The sequence below is a fragment of the Virgisporangium ochraceum genome, from assembly GCF_016863655.1.
Classification (GTDB): domain Bacteria; phylum Actinomycetota; class Actinomycetes; order Mycobacteriales; family Micromonosporaceae; genus Virgisporangium; species Virgisporangium ochraceum.
Genome location: NZ_BOPH01000132.1, coordinates 101311 through 117971, shown reverse-complemented (window position 1 = coordinate 117971; position 16661 = coordinate 101311). Strand labels below are relative to the sequence as shown.

The window sequence follows — 16661 nt, the reverse complement described above, 5'->3', positions numbered from 1 at the left end:
CGTCGTGGCTCCCCGGCCGGGCGCGAGGGTCCTTAGGGGACACACCCGGATCCGCTGAGCCGGTCCGACAATTACGGTACGCAGCGTGACACTCATCACCACCACTGCGCTGACCAAGCGCTACCCGGGCGGGGTCACCGCCCTGGACGGCCTCACGGTCGCGGTGGAACCGGGGATCGTGGCTCTGGTCGGCGCCAACGGCGCGGGCAAGTCCACGTTCATCAAGATCCTCCTCGGTCTCCTACCGCCCACCGAGGGCAGCTCCACCGTCCTCGGGCTCGACCCGACCGGGGAGAGCGACCGCATCCGCAGCCGGGTCGGCTACATGCCCGAGCACGACTGCCTTCCACCCGAGCAGTCGGCCGCGGAGCTGGTCACCCACCTCGGCCGGATGAGCGGGCTGCCACGCACCGCCGCCCGTGAGCGGGCCTCGGAGGCGCTGCGTCACGTGGGGCTGTACGAGGAGCGGTACCGGCAGGTCGGCGGGTACTCCACCGGCATGAAGCAGCGGGTCAAGCTGGCCCAGGCGCTCGTCCACGACCCGGACCTGCTGCTGCTCGACGAGCCCACCAACGGTCTCGACCCGGCCGGGCGCGAGGCGATGCTGGAGCTCATCCACCGCATCGGCACCGAGTTCGGCATCAGCATCGTGGTCTGCTCGCACCTGCTCGGTGAGGTGGAGCGCATCTGCACGGCGCTCATCGCCATCGACGGCGGTCGGCTCCTGAAGGCCGGCACGATGGCCGCGGCGACCACCGTCCGCGACGTCCTGGTCGTCGAGGTCGACGAGGGCACCGCCGAGCTCGAGGCCGCGCTCATGGCGCGCGGTCTCTCGGTGACCCGGGACGCGCGGACCCTGCTGGTCAACGCGTCCGAGAACGACGACACCGCCGACGTGATCGTGGCCGCGGTGGCCGACCTGGAGCTGCCGCTGCACCGGCTCGACCGGCAGCGCCGCCGCCTGTCCGAGCTGTTCTCGGTTCCGCAGAAGGAGGTCGCCGGTGTCTGAGACGACGACCGGTGTCATCCACGACATCGGCTACCAGCGGTACACCGGCCCGCGGCTGGGCCGGGCGTACGGGGTCCGCAGCCTCTACACGCACAGCCTGCGCACGGCGTTCGGCCTGGGACGCGGCCTGAAGGCCAAGCTGTTCCCGTGGGCGGTCGTCGCGATCGTGACGCTCGCGGCGACGTTCATCGCGGCGCTCGAGTCGCAGACCGGCGAGCAGCTGAGCACCTATCCCGAGTTCGTCGACGCGATGGGCTTCGTGGTGATGCTCCTGCTCGCCTCGGTGGGTCCGGAGCTGCTGACCCGCGACCTGCGGGCACGCGTGCTGGTGCTGTACTTCGCCCGGCCGGTGCGCCGGGACGACTACGTGTTCGCCAAGTACGCGGCGCTGGTCAGTGCCGTGTTCCTGCTGCTCGGCGGTCCCCAGGTGATCATGTTCCTCGGCGACGCGTTCAGCGTCGACGGCGTGGGTGAGTTCCGCGACGCGGTTCTCGCGCTGCTCGGGGGCTGGCTGTACACGGTGCTGTTCGCGTTCGTCATGTCGGCGGTGACGCTCATGATCGCGTCGTTCACGAGCCGGCGGGCCTTCGCCGCGGGCGGCATCGTGGCGGTGTTCATGATGACGCTGCCGGTCGGGGGCGCGCTGTCGGTGCTCGGCGGGACCCCCGGCAACCTCGCCGGCCTGGTCAACCCGGCCTGGGTGGTGACGGGTGTGGGCGCGTGGCTGTCCGACCACGAGTCGCCCGTCGACATCGGCGGCACCGGCCCGGTCTACGCGGTGGCGGCGGTCGCGATCGTGGTCGCGTGCCTCGCCGTCCTGCTGGCCCGCTACCGGAAGGTCGAACAGTGACGATCGAGATCACCAACGTCTCCGCCTGGTACGGCGACGTCGTCGCGGTCAACGACGTGACGATGAGCCTCGGTGCGGGCGTCACCGGTCTCCTCGGGCCGAACGGCGCCGGCAAGACCACGCTGCTGCACATGATGGCCGGGTTCCTGCCGCCGTCGAAGGGCGAGATCAAGGTCTCGGGACAGCCGAGCTGGCGCAACCCCGAGGTGTACCGGCACCTGGGCCTGGTCACCGAGAAGGAGGCCGTGCACGGGTTCCTCACCGGTGCCGAGTTCGTGCTCGCGAGCGCGAAGCTGCACAGGCTCGCCGACCCGCACAGGGCCGCGGCGGCCGCCCTCGACATCGTCGAGCTCGGCGACCCCCGCAACCGCAGGATCTCCACCTACTCCAAGGGCATGCGCCAGCGGACCAGGCTCGCGGCGGCCCTGGTCCACGAGCCGTCGGTGCTGCTGCTCGACGAGCCGTTCAACGGTCTCGACCCGCGCCAGCGGATGCAGATGATGGGCCTGCTGCACCGCATGGGCGACGAGGGTCGCGTGGTGCTGTTCAGCTCGCACATCCTCGAGGAGGTCGAGCAGGTCTCGGGCACCGTGCAGGTGATGGTGTCGGGGCGGCTGGCCGCCTCGGGCGACTACCGCACGATCCGCCGGCTGATGACCAACCGGCCGCACGTGTTCAGCGTCAACACCAGCGACGACCGGCGGCTGGCCCAGGTGCTCATCGGCGCGCCGTGGGTGCGCGGCGTCGAGGTCGACCCGGCCGGCCTGGTCGTGCGGGCCGCCGACTACGGCGCGTTCACCCGCGCGCTGCCCGGCATCGTGCGCCGCGAAGGCCTGCGCCTGCACCGCCTGCGGCCGGCCGACGAGTCCCTCGAAAGCGTCTTCTCCTACCTGGTGGGTACCTCATGAACGCGACGATCGCCCGGATCACCGCACGCGGTCTGCTCGGCCGTCGCCGGTTCCTGGTCCTGCTCCTGCTGCCGCTGGTGCTCGTCGGCATCACGGCGCTGGTCCGGACGACGGCGCCCGACCACGCCGCCGAGTGGGGGCCGACGGTCCTCGGCGGCCTCGGCTTCGGCGCGGTGCTGCCGCTGGTCGCGCTGATCGTGGGCACCGGCGTGCTGGGTTCGGAGATCGACGACGGCACGTTGGCGCACATCCTGGCCAAGCCGCTGCCGCGGTGGGAGATCGTACTGACCAAGCTCGTGGTCGCGGTGGTCACGACCGTCGCGGTGGTCGTTCCGGCGATGTTCGTCGCCGGGACCCTCGCAGACGGACTCCGGCAGGGCGCGGCGCTCGCGGTGGGCTCGACCGTGGCCTCGGTGGCGTACTGCGGGATCTTCGTGGCGATGAGCCTGCTGAGCACGCGTCCGGTGCTGGTGGGACTGGCGTACGTCCTCCTCTGGGAGGGCATGTTGACCGGGTTCATCAGCGGGACGGCCGTGCTGTCCGTGACGCAGTACGGGATCGCGATCGCCGACTCGATCGGCGGAACCGACCTGATCACGGGCCGGCTCAACGTGGCCGTGGCCGCGGTGCTGGCGGCGGTGGCCGCGGTCGGCGCGACGGTTCTCGCGATCGACCGGCTGAAGTCCTACCGCCTGGCCGGCGAAACCGGCTGACCCGGGCACCTGCGACGCCCTCCTACGGGAGGATGGACGCGAGCCAACGGCGGTAGTGCGCCTACCGCAACCGCGGTAGACAACCGACCGCGGCCGGCAGATGCCGATGACCCGGCACCTCGGCGACCCTGTGAGGGTGGCGCGGTGTCCGGGCCATCGGCGCGCGACCGTCCCCTGGAGGAGAAGCCCCACCATGTCATTCCTCGCCCGACTGAGCCTGCGTAACCGGGGGCTGGTGGCGCTGATCGCCATCATCATCCTGGGGTTCGGCGCGATCGCCATCCCGTCGCTGAAGCAGCAGTTGCTGCCGTCGCTGTCGTTCCCGGCGGCGTTCGTGGTGGCGCCCTACCCGGGTGCCGCGCCGGACATCGTCGAGGAGCAGGTGACGAAGCCGATCGAGGACGCGTTGCAGGGCGTGGCCGACCTGGAGGACATCACGTCGACGTCGGCCGAGGGGTCGGCGACGATCACGGTGACGTTCGCGTTCGGCACGCCGATCGACGACATCACCAACAAGATCCAGACGGCGGTCAACCGGATCGGTCCGCAGCTGCCCGAGGGCGTCGACCCGCAGGTGGTCGCCGGCTCGACCGACGACCTGCCGGCGATCGTGCTCGCCGCCACGAAGTCGGGCGACCAGAGCGCGTTCGCCGCGCAGCTCACGAGCGTCGTCATGCCGGCGCTGCAGGGCGTGGAGGGCGTCCGCACGGTGGAGGTCACCGGCGTCCAGGACCAGAACGTCGTCATCACGCTCGACCCGGCCCGTGCCGCGCCCGCGGGCGTCACCGCCGAGACGCTCACCGCGGCGCTGCGGGCCAACGGCGTCTCGATTCCCGCCGGCACCGTCATCGACGGCGACCGGGCGCTGTCGGTGCAGGTCGGCGGCGCGCTCGCCGGTCTCGACGACCTGCGGAACCTGGCCGTCACGCCCGCCGCGACCCTCGGCAGCGTCGCGACGGTCGAGCTGACGCCCGAGGCGCAGACCTCGGTGACCCGCACCAACGGCAAGCCGAGCTTCGGCATCCAGGTCACCGCGTCGCCCGACGGCAACGCGGTGCAGATCAGCAACGAGATCCGCGACAAGCTGGCGGGGCTGGAGAAGGAGCTCGGCGGCGACGCCGCGCTCGTGCCGATCTTCGACCAGGCGCCGTCGGTGGAGGAGTCGATCAGCAGCCTCACCACGGAGGGCGCGCTCGGCCTGGTGTTCGCGGTGCTGGTGATCCTGGTGTTCCTGCTGTCGGTGCGCTCGACGCTGGTGACCGCGGTCTCGATCCCGATGTCGGTGGTGGTTGCGCTGATCGCCCTGTGGGTCGGCGACTACTCGCTCAACATCCTCACGCTCGGCGCGTTGACGATCGCGGTCGGCCGGGTCGTCGACGACTCGATCGTGGTGCTGGAGAACATCAAACGCCATCTCGGCTACGGCGAGGAGAAACAGCACGCGATCCTCACCGGCGTGCGGGAGGTCACCGGCGCGGTCGTCGCCTCGACGCTGACCACGGTCGCCGTGTTCGCGCCGATCGCGCTGGTGAGCGGCTTCGTCGGCGAGCTGTTCCGGCCGTTCGCGGTCACCGTCGCGGTGGCGCTGCTGGCGTCGCTGGTGGTGTCGCTGACCGTCGTCCCGGTGCTGTCGTACTGGTTCCTGCGCCCGCCGAAGACCGGCGGCAGGACCCAGGAGGAGGTCGAGGCCGAGGCGCTGGAGAAGGAGCGGCGCAGCCCGTTGCAGCGGGCCTACCTGCCGGTGATCCGTTTCGCCACGCGGCGCCGGCTCGCCACCGTCGCGCTCGGGCTGGTCGTGTTCGTGCTGACCCTGTTCGGCGCGACGTTCCTCAAGACCAACTTCCTCGACGACGGCGGCCAGCGCGAGTTCACGATCGCGCAGGAGCTGCCGGTCGGCTCGAACCTCGCCGCGACCGACGCCGCGGCCAGGAAGATCGAGGACATCCTCGCCGGCCACGACGAGGTCGAGGCCTACCAGGTGACGATCGGCTCGTCGGCCGGGCAGGGCTGGGGCGGCGCGCAGACGACGAACACCGCCAACTTCCAGGTCACGGCCACCGAGGACGCCGACGTCGAGCGGCTGCAGGCCGACCTGCGCACCGAGACCGGCGCGCTCACCGGCGCCGGCACGATCACGGTTGGGTCGGCGGCCGGCGGCCCCGGCGGGTCGACCGACTCGCTGCAGGTCGTGGTCCAGGCCAACCGGGCCGAGGACCTCACCGCGGCGGCGAAGCTGGTGCAGGACGCGATGACCGGCACGCCCGGGATCGCCGACGTCGAGAGCAACCTCGCGGCGAGCGTCCCGCGGGTCGACGTGAAGGTCCGGCGCGACGTCGCCAGCCGGTACGGGCTCAGCGACGCCGCCGTCGGGCAGATCGTCGCGGGCGCCTACCGCGGCCAGACGCTGACCCGGCTCACCGTCGACGGGCAGCAGCGCGACGTGGTGCTGAGGTTCGGCGCGCCGCCGGCGAGCATCGAGGAGCTGAAGGCGCTGCCGCTTCCCGTACCGGGCGGGCCCGTGCGGCTCGACGCCGTGGCCGAGGTCGCCGAGAGCGCCGGCCCGCTGCAGATCACCCGCATCGACGGCGAGCGCAGCGCGGCGGTCTCCGGCCGGGCCACCGGGTCCGACGTCGGCGCGACCTCCACGGACCTGCAGAAGCGGCTCGACGACCTCGTGCTGCCGGCCGGCGCCACCGTGACGCTCGGCGGCGTGTCCGCCGACCAGGCCGAGGCGTTCAGCCAGCTCGGCCTCGCCATGCTGGTGGCGATCGCGATCGTCTTCATCATCATGGTCGCGACGTTCCGCAGCATCGTGCAGCCGCTGATCCTGCTGGTGTCGATCCCGTTCGCGGCCACCGGCGCGATCGCGTTGCTGCTGCTCACCGACACCGCGCTGGGGGTTCCGGCGCTGATCGGGGTGCTGATGCTGATCGGCATCGTGGTCACCAACGCGATCGTGCTCATGGACCTGATCAACCAGTACCGGGAACAGGGCATGAGCGTGCGCGACGCGGTCGTCGAGGGTGGCCGGCGCCGCCTGCGTCCCATTCTCATGACCGCGGTCGCGACGATCTGCGCGCTGCTGCCGATGGCGCTCGGTGTCACCGGCGAGGGCGGGTTCATCTCGCAGCCGCTCGCGGTGGTGGTGATCGGCGGCCTGATCAGCTCGACGCTGCTGACCCTGGTGCTGGTGCCGACGCTGTACACGATGGTCGAGGGCCGGCGTGAGCGGCGGCGCGAACGCAAGCGGGCGGCCGCGCCGGCGGAGGTCGAGGCGGAGGTCGAGGCGGAGGGGGAGCGGCCCGTCGGAGCGCACCGGCTCGAGGACCTCCAGTCCGCCGACCGCTAGGGTGACGCCCATGGGCGCGCTGGTCAGGCGGGTGGCGTCACCGGGAACCCTGCTCGACATCGCCGTCGGTGCCGCCATCGCGGCGGTGACGATCATCGCGTTCACGATGGGGCAGCCCGGCGGTCCGGGTGACCCCGGTGTCGCGGCCCGGCCGGTGCGGGCCCTGGACATCGTGATCGCGGTGGCCGTGTTCACGCTGGTGGTCCTGCGGCGGTGGCGGCCGACGATCGTGCTCATGGCGTCGGTGCTGTGCACGATCGCGGGGGCGGGCCACGAGGTCGCCGGGCCGTTCATCATGACCACGGCCGTCGCCACGTACACGGTGGCGAGCCGCACCGACCGGCGGACCGCGTGGCTCATGTGCGGCGGCGCGGCGCTGTTCAGCTACCTCGCTGCGGTCCTGGTAGGCGGCGACACCTGGTACGGGCCCGCGCTGGCGGTGCTCGCGTGGATCGGGATGACCACCGCCGTCGGCGACGCCACCCGGATCCGCCGGGCGTACATCGCCGCGGTCGAGGAGCGGGCCCGCCGCGCCGAGGAGACCCGCGACGAGGAGGCCCGCCGCCGGGTCGCCGAGGAGCGGCTGCGGATCGCCCGCGACCTGCACGACGCGGTCGCCCACCACATGGCGGTGATCAACCTGCACGCCGGCCTGGCCGGGCACACCGTGCGTACCCGGCCGGAGCGGGCGGAGGCGTCGCTGGTCCACGTCCGCGACGCGGCGCACACCGTGCTCGACGAGCTGGCGACGATCCTGTCGGTGCTCCGTCAGAACGGCGACGAGGGCGCACCGACCGACCCGGTCCGGGGGCTGTCGCGGCTCGAGGACCTGCTCGGCTCGCTGGCCGCCGCCGGTCAGCGGGTCGACCACCGGCAGGTCGGCGCGCCCCGGCCGCTGCCCGCCGCCGTCGACCAGGCGGCGTACCGGATCGTGCAGGAGGCCCTGACCAACGCCCACAAGCACGGGACGGGCCGCGCCGCCGACCTGCGCGTCGACTACCGGCCCGACATGGTGGTCCTCGACATCACCAACCCGGCCGGGGGCGCGCCCCGCCGCGACGGCACCTCCGGCCACGGCCTCACCGGCATGCGTGAGCGGGCGCTGGCCGTCGGTGGCACGCTCAGCGTCGACCGGTGGCCCGACCGGTTCCACGTGCACGCGGAGCTGCCCGCCACATGAACGCCACCGCATGACCATCCGCGTCCTGATCGCCGACGACCAGGCCCTGATCCGCACCGGGCTGCGCGGCATCGTCGAGTCCGCCGACGACCTCGACGTCGTGGCCGAGGCCGCCACCGGCCGTGAGGCCGTCGACCTGCTGCGCACCACCCCCGCCGACGTCGTGCTGATGGACATCCGCATGCCCGAGGTCGACGGCCTGCAGGCTACCCGCCAGATCGTCGCCGACGACGCCCTCGCCGGCGTGCGGGTGCTGATCCTGACCACGTTCGAGCTCGACGAGTACGTCCTGCAGGCACTGCGCGCCGGCGCGAGCGGCTTCCTCGGCAAGGGCGCCACGCCGACCGACCTGCACAACGCGATCCGCACCGTCGCGAACGGCGAGGCCCTCCTCTCGCCGAAGGCCACCCAGACCCTGATCGCCCGCTTCCTCACCACGAGCGCCACCGAACCGTCCACCGCGGCCGTCCTCGACGCCCTCACCGACCGCGAACGCGAGGTCGTGACGCTGGTCGCGCTCGGCCTGTCGAACGACGAGATCGGCGCCCGCCTGCACCTGTCACCGGCCACCGCGAAGACCCACGTCAACCGCGCGATGACCAAGCTCGGCGCGAGGGACCGGGCCCAGCTGGTGGTCATCGCGTACCAGACCGGCCTGGTCCGCCCGGGCCAGTAGGCCGGCGAGCCCACCCCCCGCGATCTTGGACACTTCTACATCGGTTTCGATGCACGAATGTCCAAGATCGCGGGGGAGAGCGCGGCGCCGGGGAGGGCTAGGTTCGGGGGCGGCGGAGCCAGTACAGCGCCGCGGGTACCAGGAGGGCGGTGATCAGGGCGCTCAGCAGGATGCCGCCCCGGGGGCCGGCGGTCGCCACCAGGGGGCCGCCCACCGCCAGGCCCAGGGGGAGGGCGACGGTCACCATGGCGCCGTAGAGGGTGAAGACGGGCTGCTGCTCGTCGGGCTTCAGCAGACCCTGCAGCAGCGTGTAGGCCACGGCGAGGAACGGGCCGTAGATCACCCCGCCCACGGCCAGGCCGGCACCGGCCACCCACAGGTTCGGCGCGATGCCGACCACCGCGGCGCACGTGCCCCAGCCGCCGATGATGGCGACCAGCAGCAGCTGCGGCCGCAGCCGCCGGAACTGGTTGGTCAGGAGGGCGCCTATCAGGGCACCGACGCCGAACGAGGTCCACATCGCGCCGTAGGCGCCGCCGTCGCCGCCGAGCTCGTCGGTGACCAGCAGCGGCAGCGCCACCTCGACCGGACCGTAGAACAGGTCGAACAGGAACACCACCAGCGCGAGCCGCACCACCACGCCCGACCGGCGCATGATCGCCCACCCGCTCGTGGCCGCCTCGGCGCCGCCGGGCCCGTCGTGGTCGGTCACCTTTCCGGGGACCGCGACAGCGGCCGCCGCCAGCAGCGCCAGGTACGACAGGCCGACGGTCAGCAGCAGCGGGTCGGTGCCCCACACGGTGACCACCACCCCGCCCAGCGCCGGCCCGACCACGTACAGGGCCAGGTTGTCGGACGTGCCGATCAGCCCGTTGACGGCCAGCCGCCCGTCCTCCTCGACCATCCCGACGGCGGCCAGCCGCCGGGCGCTCGCCGACAGCAGCCGCAGCAGCGAGGCCAGGAACAGGCCCGCCACCAGGACCCAGAACGTCAGCCGGCCGGTCAGGGCCAGCGCGCCGAGGGCCACGTACAGCACCACGTGCAGGGCCGAGTCGGCCAGGATGACCAGCCGCGGGTCGAACCGGCGCCGGCTCAGCCCGTAGAACATGCTCAGCCCGAACGGCGCGATGTACGGCATGCCGGTGACCAGCGCGATCGCCACCGCCGCCGGCACGGTGCCGTGCAGTTCGAGGGCGACCAGCGGCAGGCCGACGAACGTCATGCCGTCGCCGGTCTTGGACACCACGTCACCGGAGAGCAGCGTGGCCAGGCGACGGTCGCGCAGCACCTCCCGGTAGGAGCGGGGAGGAGCGTCGACGGTGGCGGGGTCGGCGGCGGTCACGCCCGAGAGGCTGCCATCCCAACCGCGCTCGAGGTCAAGGCGATATCGGCTTGCGGGTGACGAAGATCGCGGTACCGGGGAACAGCCGCCCGCGCAGCGGGCTCCACTGGCCCCAGATCCGGTCGTGGCCCTCCGGCCACTCGGGCTCGACGACGTCGAGCACGGTGAAGCCGGCGGCGACCAGCTCCCGGATGCGGTCGCCGAGGGTGCGGTGCTGCTCGACGTAGGTGGGCACGCCGTGCTCGTCGTGCTCGACGTAGGGCCTGCGGTCGAAGTACGAGTGGACGGCGACCAGGCCGCCCTCGCCGGGGTCGTCGAGGAAGATCCAGCGCATCGGGTGGGTCACCGAGAAGACCCAGCGTCCGCCCGGTCGCAGCACCCGGTACACCTCCCGCATCACGCGGGCCGAATCGCTGACGAACGGGACCGCTCCGAACGCGGTGAAGGCGACGTCGAAGCTCTCCGCCACCAACGGCAACGCGCTGGCGTCGCCCTGGACCAACTGTGCCCGTATCCCCGTCTTTTCGTTGAGACGCGACGCGTGCCGCAACATGCCGGCGGACAGATCCAGCGCGACCGCCCGCGCACCCTGCGTGACCAACCACCGCGACCCGGCCGCCGAACCGCAACCGACCTCGAGGGTCCGCCGGCCCTCGACGGCGCCGAGCAGGCCGGCGGTGGCCTCGCGGACGCCCTCCGGGCACCAGAGGAGGTCGACGTCGCCGAGGAAGGCGCCGTGTTCGGCCTGGTAGCTGTCGGCGTCGGCGTCCCACCAGCGCCGGTTCGCGCGGCTCGCCTCCGCGACGGACACGTGATTGCGCGTGACGCCTGGCTCCATGTCCTGCCACGTTACGGGAGTGCACAGCTGTTACCTGGGAGCGTTGGACCTTGTGGTATTGCGCACGGTAGGCTGTTCGATGCACATGTGGGCCTGCGTGCCTCGGTAGGGAGCAGGTCCGCGGTCGTCGAACAATCCGCGCCTTTCTCCGTGAATTCGCGTATTTGCCCGGCGGCGGGGCCCACGCGCGCATCGAGTCTTTACGAGACGCCACCTTCCGACCGGAGCAACAGCCCACATGACGAGCAGCATCGAGGCCACCTCGAGCGCACCCGCACGCAACAAGGTCACCGTCGACGACATCGGCACCGAGGAAGCGTTCCTCGCCGCGATCGACGAGACCATCAAGTACTTCAACGACGGCGACATCGTCGAAGGAACCGTCGTCAAGGTCGATCGGGACGAGGTCCTGCTCGACATCGGCTACAAGACCGAGGGGGTCATCCCCTCTCGTGAGTTGTCGATCAAGCACGATGTCGATCCCGCTGAAGTTGTGTCGGTCGGCGACCACATCGAGGCCCTGGTTCTCCAGAAGGAGGACAAGGAAGGCCGTCTGATCCTGTCCAAGAAGCGGGCGCAGTACGAGCGCGCGTGGGGCACGATCGAGAAGATCAAGGACGAGGACGGCGTCGTCCGGGGCTCCGTCATCGAGGTGGTCAAGGGCGGTCTCATCCTCGACATCGGGCTGCGCGGCTTCCTGCCCGCGTCGCTGGTCGAGATGCGCCGGGTGCGTGACCTGCAGCCCTACGTCGGTCGGGAACTCGACGCCAAGATCATCGAGCTGGACAAGAACCGCAACAACGTGGTCCTGTCCCGCCGCGCCTACCTGGAGCAGACCCAGAGCGAGGTGCGTACCGAGTTCCTGCACAAGCTGCAGAAGGGCCAGGTCCGCAAGGGTCAGGTCTCGTCGATCGTCAACTTCGGCGCGTTCGTCGACCTCGGCGGGGTCGACGGTCTGGTGCACGTGTCGGAGCTGTCCTGGAAGCACATCGACCACCCGTCCGAGGTCGTCGAGGTGGGCCAGGAGGTCGAGGTCGAGGTTCTCGACGTCGACCTCGACCGTGAGCGGGTCTCGCTGTCGCTGAAGGCGACGCAGGAAGACCCGTGGCGCCAGTTCGCCCGCACCCACGCGATCCAGCAGATCGTGCCGGGCAAGGTCACCAAGCTCGTTCCGTTCGGTGCGTTCGTCCGGGTCGACGACGGCATCGAGGGCCTGGTGCACATCTCCGAGCTGGCGGAGCGTCACGTGGAGATCCCGGAGCAGGTCGTGCAGGTCGGCTCCGAGGTCATGGTCAAGGTCATCGACATCGACCTGGAGCGCCGGCGGATCTCGCTGTCGCTCAAGCAGGCGAACGAGGGCTTCGTCGAGGGCGAGGAGCACTTCGACCCGACCCTCTACGGCATGACCGCCACGTACGACAACGAGGGCAACTACATCTACCCCGAGGGCTTCGACCCGGAGACCGGGGAGTGGCTCGAGGGCTACGACAAGCAGCGCGAAGAGTGGGAGCGGCAGTACGCCGAGGCCCGCCAGCGGTGGGAGGCGCACACCAAGCAGGTGCAGACCGCCCGCGCTGCCGACATCCCCGAAGCCCCGGCCGGTGGCGGATCCGCGCCGGCTGCCGGTGGCGGCGGTGGCACCACCTCCTCGCGCAGCTCCAGCGCGGCGGAGGAGCCGTCCGGCACGCTCGCCACGGATGAGGCGCTCGCCGCCCTCCGTGAGAAGCTCGCCGGTGGCAAGTAGCACCACGCTCTGTTGCTGAACTGCCCCGGTCGCGTCGGCGACCGGGGCAGTTCGCTGTTCCGGCCGCGATCACGGTGCCGGGCCGTGATCGCGGTGTCCCGGCAGTGATCGCGGTGTCCCGGCCGTGATCGCGATTTGAGGAACGAACGTGTAGCCACGCTTCACGTTCGTTCCTGGGAACACGATCATGGGGCGGTCGCGGCGCGGGGTCGCAGGGGGTGCACACTGGGCGGGTCGTCGTGATCGTGGGAGGTCTCGTGCTGGTCGGGCTCACCGGGGGGATCGGGGCGGGGAAGTCGGCCGTGGCGTCACGGCTCGCCTCGCACGGGGCGATGATCATCGACGGGGACAAACTGGCGCGCGAGGTGGTCGCACCGGGCACCGACGGGCTCGCCGAGGTGGTGGCGGCGTTCGGTGACGGGGTGCTCGCGCCCGACGGGTCGCTCGACCGGCCGGCGCTCGGGAAGATCGTCTTCTCCGACCCGGAGGCGCGGCGCCGGCTGGAGGGGATCACCCACCCGCTGATCCGGGCCCGCACGGTCGAGCTGATCATGGCCGCCGCACCGGGGACGATCGTGGTCAACGACGTGCCGCTGCTGGTCGAGGGTGGCATGGCGGCCACGTTCGAGCTGGTGGTCATCGTGTTCGCGCCGCTGGAGGCGCGCATCGAGCGGCTCGCGCGCACCCGCGGGATGAGCCGCGAGGAGGCCGAGTCGCGGATCGCGGCTCAGGCGACCGACGAACAGCGGCGCGCCGTGGCCGATGTGGCCATCGAGAACGACGGGACGCTGGAGGACCTGCACGCGCGGGTCGACGAGGTGTGGGAGGGGATCACCTCGGGGACGCTCCGGCGGCGCTGAGCAGCTCCGCGAGCTCGCCCAGGTCCCTCAGCCTCAGGTCGCCGTCGAGGCCCTTCAGGGCGGCGGTCATCGCACCCGCGGCGCGGCCGGCCCGCAGGCCCGGCTCGGAGTCCTCGACCACCAGGCAGCGCTCCGGCGCGACGCCCAGCCGTTCCGCGGCGAGCAGGAACCCCTCCGGGTCGGGCTTGCCGGCGCTGATGTCCTCGACGGTCACCACGAGGGGCGCCACGATGCCCGCGGCGCCCAGCCGCGCCCGCGCCAGCCGCACGTCGGCGCTCGTGACGACCGCCCACGGCAGGCCGCGCCGCTCCAGCACCGCGAACAGGTCGGTGGCACCGTCGAGCGCGCGCACGTCGGACAGGTCGTCGTACTGCAGCTCCAGCTGGCGGGTCGCGGCGCGGTGGACCGCGTCGTCGGTGGCGTCGGCCATGATCTTGCGGACGGTGGTGTCGGCCGGCGCGCCGTGGGCGATCGCGAGCACCGCGGCCGCGTCGGCGCCGAACTCGGCGGCCCAGCTGGTCCAGGCGCGCTCGACGGCGGCGTCGGAGTCGACCAGGGTGCCGTCCATGTCGAGGAGCACGGCGGCGACGTTGGAGAGATCCACTCGTCGAACCTACCCGGGAATGGGGGCGTGGCCCGGGGCGGTTGGGTGAAGGTGGGCGCTCACGCGGTCCCATAAAAGCTCCTGGACGACGCTGAGGCGCTCGCGGGGGGCCGGGGCGCTGCTCAAGGCGCCACCGCACGGGTTGCGCTCACCGACCTTGCCGGCCGGGGCTGCTAACCCTGCGCCGGGACCGCCAGCCCGATGAGGCTGGACCTTCGTTCCCGGTCGGCCGCCCGCGAGCGGCCTACCCTGAAAACGGTAGCTTCATGATCTTGACAAAACAATCGTGATATCGAAGCTGATCGTGCCTGCCTGGACCGATCGGCAAAGTTGTCACACCCCGGAGTTACGGTGGTTCCCATGTCGCTCGACATCCCGCGCCTCGACGGCGACTTCCGCGTCGTCAGTGATTACGTGCCCTCCGGCGACCAGCCGGCGGCCATCGACGATCTGGCCCGCCGCCTGAAGGGCGGCGAGAAACACGTCGTCCTGCTCGGTGCCACCGGTACGGGTAAGAGCGCCACCACGGCCTGGCTGGTCGAGAAGATGCAGCGGCCGGCGCTCGTGCTCGCCCCGAACAAGACCCTGGCCGCCCAGCTGGCCAAGGAGTTCCGGGAGCTGATGCCGCACAACGCGGTCGAGTACTTCGTCAGCTACTACGACTACTACCAGCCCGAGGCCTACATCCCGCAGACCGACACCTACATCGAGAAGGACTCGTCGGTCAACGAGGAGGTCGAGCGGCTGCGGCACTCGGCGACGATGAGCCTGCTCACCCGGCGCGACGTCATCGTGGTCGCCACCGTGTCGGCGATCTACGGCCTCGGTACGCCCGCCGAGTACCTCGACCGGTCGGTCCGCCTCGACGTCGGCCGGGAGATCGAGCGCGACAAGCTGCTGCGGCGGCTCGTCGAGGTCCAGTACGCGCGCAACGACCTGGCGTTCAACCGCGGCACGTTCCGGGTCCGGGGCGACACGCTGGAGATCATTCCGGCGTACGAGGAGCTGGCGATCCGCATCGAGTTCTTCGGCGACGAGATCGAGCGGCTGGCCTACCTGCACCCGCTCACCGGCGACGAGATCCGTGAGGTCAACCAGCTGCTCATCTTCCCGGCGAGCCACTACGCGGCCGGTCCCGAGCGCATGGAGCGGGCGATCAAGGCGATCGAGGTCGAGCTGGAGGAGCGGCTGGCCGAGCTCGACCGGCAGGGCAGCCTCCTCGAGTCGCAGCGGCTGCGCATGCGCACCACGTACGACATCGAGATGATGCGCCAGGTCGGCTTCTGCTCGGGCATCGAGAACTACTCGCGTCACATCGACGGGCGGGAGGCCGGCAGCGCCCCGCACTGCCTGCTCGACTACTTCCCCGACGACTTCATCACCGTGATCGACGAGTCGCACGTCACGGTGCCGCAGATCGGCGGCATGTACGAGGGCGACGCCTCGCGCAAGCGCACGCTTGTCGAGCACGGGTTCCGGCTGCCCAGCGCGATGGACAACCGCCCGCTGCGCTTCGACGAGTTCGTCGAGCGGGTCGGGCAGAGCGTGTACCTCTCGGCGACGCCCGGCACCTACGAGCTGCAGAAGAGCGGCGGCGAGTTCGTCGAGCAGGTCATCCGGCCCACGAACCTCGTCGACCCGGAGGTCGTGGTCAAGCCCACCAAGGGCCAGATCGACGACCTGATGCACGAGATCAACCTGCGCACCGAGAAGGACGAGCGGGTGCTGGTCACCACGCTCACCAAGAAGATGGCCGAGGACCTCACCGACTACCTGCTCGAGCACGGCATCCGGGTGCGCTACCTGCACTCCGAGGTCGACACGTTGCGCCGGGTCGAGCTGCTGCGCGAGCTGCGGCGGGGCGACTTCGACGTGCTCGTCGGCATCAACCTGCTCCGGGAGGGCCTCGACCTGCCGGAGGTGTCGCTGGTCGCGATCCTCGACGCCGACAAGGAGGGCTTCCTCCGGTCCGGCACGTCGCTGATCCAGACGATCGGCCGGGCGGCCCGTAACGTGTCCGGCCAGGTGATCATGTACGCCGACAAGATGACCCCGTCGATGACGGCGGCGATCGACGAGACCAACCGGCGGCGCGCCAAGCAGGAGGCGCACAACAAGGAGCACGGCATCGACCCGACGCCGTTGCGCAAGAAGATCGGCGACATCCTCGACGACATCTACCGCGAGGCCGACGACACCGAGGGCGCGCTCGGCGGGCACGGTCCCGGCGGGGCCATCGGCGGCGGCCGGCAGATGAGCCGCGGCAAGGCCTCGGTGCCCGAGACGCGCAACCGCGGCAAGGCACCCACCCCCACCCCGGCACGGGCCGGCATGGCCAGGGCCGAGCTGGCGACGCTCATCCAGGACCTGAACGACCAGATGCTCGGTGCCGCCCGCGAGCTGCAGTTCGAGGTCGCCGCGCGCATCCGCGACGAGATCAAGGAATTGAAGAAGGAGCTCCGCGCGATGGACGTCGCCGGGGTCAAGTAGCGCCGCACCACACCGGAAGATCGCGCCACCACACCGCCCCACCGCAGGGGGCGGTGTGCTGGTAGCGTCCGCGCGTCCCACGCCCGCCGTTCGCGCAC

Annotated in this window: 12 protein-coding genes and 1 pseudogene; 10 read left to right on the top strand and 3 right to left on the bottom strand. The window is 71.3% G+C overall.

What is annotated here, in order from left to right:
* The first annotated feature begins 85 nt into the window (after positions 1-85).
* The 7 genes from Voc01_RS46115 (at position 86) to Voc01_RS46085 (ending at position 8685) form a co-directional block, all read left to right on the top strand.
* The gene (locus tag Voc01_RS46115) at positions 86-1009 is read left to right on the top strand and encodes an ABC transporter ATP-binding protein (RefSeq protein ID WP_203934110.1); all 924 of its coding nucleotides are present in this window, start codon (positions 86-88) and stop codon (positions 1007-1009) included.
* Positions 1002-1859: an ABC transporter permease gene (locus Voc01_RS46110; protein ID WP_203934109.1), complete on the top strand. Its 858-nt coding sequence runs from the start codon at positions 1002-1004 to the stop codon at positions 1857-1859. Before Voc01_RS46115 ends, Voc01_RS46110 begins: the two co-directional genes overlap by 8 nt.
* The gene (locus Voc01_RS46105; protein ID WP_239160974.1) at positions 1856-2767 is read left to right on the top strand and encodes an ABC transporter ATP-binding protein; all 912 of its coding nucleotides are present in this window, start codon (positions 1856-1858) and stop codon (positions 2765-2767) included. The genes Voc01_RS46110 and Voc01_RS46105 overlap by 4 nt, the downstream gene beginning before the upstream one ends.
* The gene (locus Voc01_RS46100; RefSeq protein ID WP_203934108.1) at positions 2764-3480 is read left to right on the top strand and encodes an ABC transporter permease; all 717 of its coding nucleotides are present in this window, start codon (positions 2764-2766) and stop codon (positions 3478-3480) included. Before Voc01_RS46105 ends, Voc01_RS46100 begins: the two co-directional genes overlap by 4 nt.
* 193 nt (positions 3481-3673) lie before the next feature.
* Complete coding sequence (locus Voc01_RS46095; protein ID WP_203934107.1) at positions 3674-6829, top strand: efflux RND transporter permease subunit; 3156 nt, start codon at positions 3674-3676, stop codon at positions 6827-6829.
* Positions 6830-6839: 10 nt separating this feature from the next.
* Positions 6840-8009 (top strand): sensor histidine kinase, encoded by a 1170-nt coding sequence (locus Voc01_RS46090; RefSeq protein WP_203934106.1) that lies wholly within the window; start codon positions 6840-6842, stop codon positions 8007-8009.
* 10 nt (positions 8010-8019) lie between these two features.
* Positions 8020-8685 carry a response regulator transcription factor gene (locus Voc01_RS46085; RefSeq protein WP_203934105.1) on the top strand — a complete coding sequence of 222 codons (666 nt, stop codon included), beginning with the start codon at positions 8020-8022 and terminating at the stop codon, positions 8683-8685.
* A gap of 97 nt (positions 8686-8782) precedes the next feature.
* Here Voc01_RS46085 and Voc01_RS46080 read toward each other — a convergent pair whose 3' ends face one another.
* Together Voc01_RS46080 and Voc01_RS46075 are read right to left on the bottom strand one after the other, a co-directional pair.
* The gene (locus tag Voc01_RS46080) at positions 8783-10027 is read right to left on the bottom strand and encodes an MFS transporter (protein ID WP_203934104.1); all 1245 of its coding nucleotides are present in this window, start codon (positions 10025-10027) and stop codon (positions 8783-8785) included.
* A 34-nt stretch (positions 10028-10061) separates the two neighbouring features.
* Positions 10062-10865, bottom strand: a complete 804-nt coding sequence (locus tag Voc01_RS46075; RefSeq protein WP_203934103.1) for a class I SAM-dependent methyltransferase — start codon at positions 10863-10865, stop codon at positions 10062-10064.
* A gap of 238 nt (positions 10866-11103) precedes the next feature.
* Here Voc01_RS46075 and rpsA point away from each other — a divergent pair, with 238 nt between their 5' ends.
* Together rpsA and coaE are read left to right on the top strand one after the other, a co-directional pair.
* The gene (gene rpsA / locus Voc01_RS46070; protein WP_203934102.1) at positions 11104-12609 is read left to right on the top strand and encodes a 30S ribosomal protein S1; all 1506 of its coding nucleotides are present in this window, start codon (positions 11104-11106) and stop codon (positions 12607-12609) included.
* 245 nt (positions 12610-12854) lie between these two features.
* Positions 12855-13433 (top strand): annotated as a pseudogene (gene coaE, locus Voc01_RS46065) (dephospho-CoA kinase); the annotation flags it as partial.
* Between the two features lie 7 nt (positions 13434-13440).
* On the opposite strand, the gene Voc01_RS46060 reads toward coaE, so the two are convergent.
* Positions 13441-14073 (bottom strand): HAD-IA family hydrolase, encoded by a 633-nt coding sequence (locus Voc01_RS46060; protein ID WP_203934101.1) that lies wholly within the window; start codon positions 14071-14073, stop codon positions 13441-13443.
* A 360-nt stretch (positions 14074-14433) separates the two neighbouring features.
* On the opposite strand from Voc01_RS46060, the gene uvrB reads away from it, so the two are divergent.
* Positions 14434-16563 (top strand): excinuclease ABC subunit UvrB, encoded by a 2130-nt coding sequence (gene uvrB / locus Voc01_RS46055; protein ID WP_203934100.1) that lies wholly within the window; start codon positions 14434-14436, stop codon positions 16561-16563.
* Positions 16564-16661 lie beyond the last annotated feature (98 nt).